This is a genomic window from Virgibacillus sp. M23, assembly GCF_034190895.1.
In the GTDB taxonomy this organism is placed as follows: Bacteria; Bacillota; Bacilli; order Bacillales; family Amphibacillaceae; genus Virgibacillus; species Virgibacillus salarius.
On sequence record NZ_JAWDHA010000252.1, the window covers coordinates 1 to 452 of the forward strand.

Annotated in this window: 1 protein-coding gene; it reads right to left on the reverse strand. The window is 52.4% G+C overall.

Annotated elements, in window-relative coordinates; translation table 11 throughout:
• Nucleotides 1-452 (reverse strand): PTS transporter subunit EIIC (locus RVS70_RS22380; protein WP_321134908.1); only part of this gene is annotated, 452 nt, incomplete at both ends.

The window sequence follows — 452 nt, forward strand, 5'->3', positions numbered from 1 at the left end:
GCACCTAAGCATGCCGTTAAAAACGGACGGCCAAGCGGCAGCGTGACTCCGAAAATGAGCGGTTCACCAATGCCGAGCAGGCCTGACGGAAGCCCGCCGGCGATTGCTTTTCTCAGTGTTGTTTTTTTCGTTTTCATGAAAACGGCAAAGGCCGCGCCTACCTGTCCTGCACCTCCCATGGCCAAAATAGGGAGCAGAGGATCATTGCCAATTGAGTTGATCAGTTCCATGTGCACAGGCGTCAAGCCTTGATGCAATCCGGTTACGACGAGAGGAAGGAAGGTTGCGCCCAGAATAAAGCCCGCAGCGATGCCGCCGATGTCCAGGATGGACAGAAGACCGGATGTAATGGCGTCAGAAATGAATCCGCCTAAAGGCATGAATACGACATACGTTACGATTCCGGTGATTAACAGTGAAACGGTGGGTGTGACAATGATATCGAGTGATTG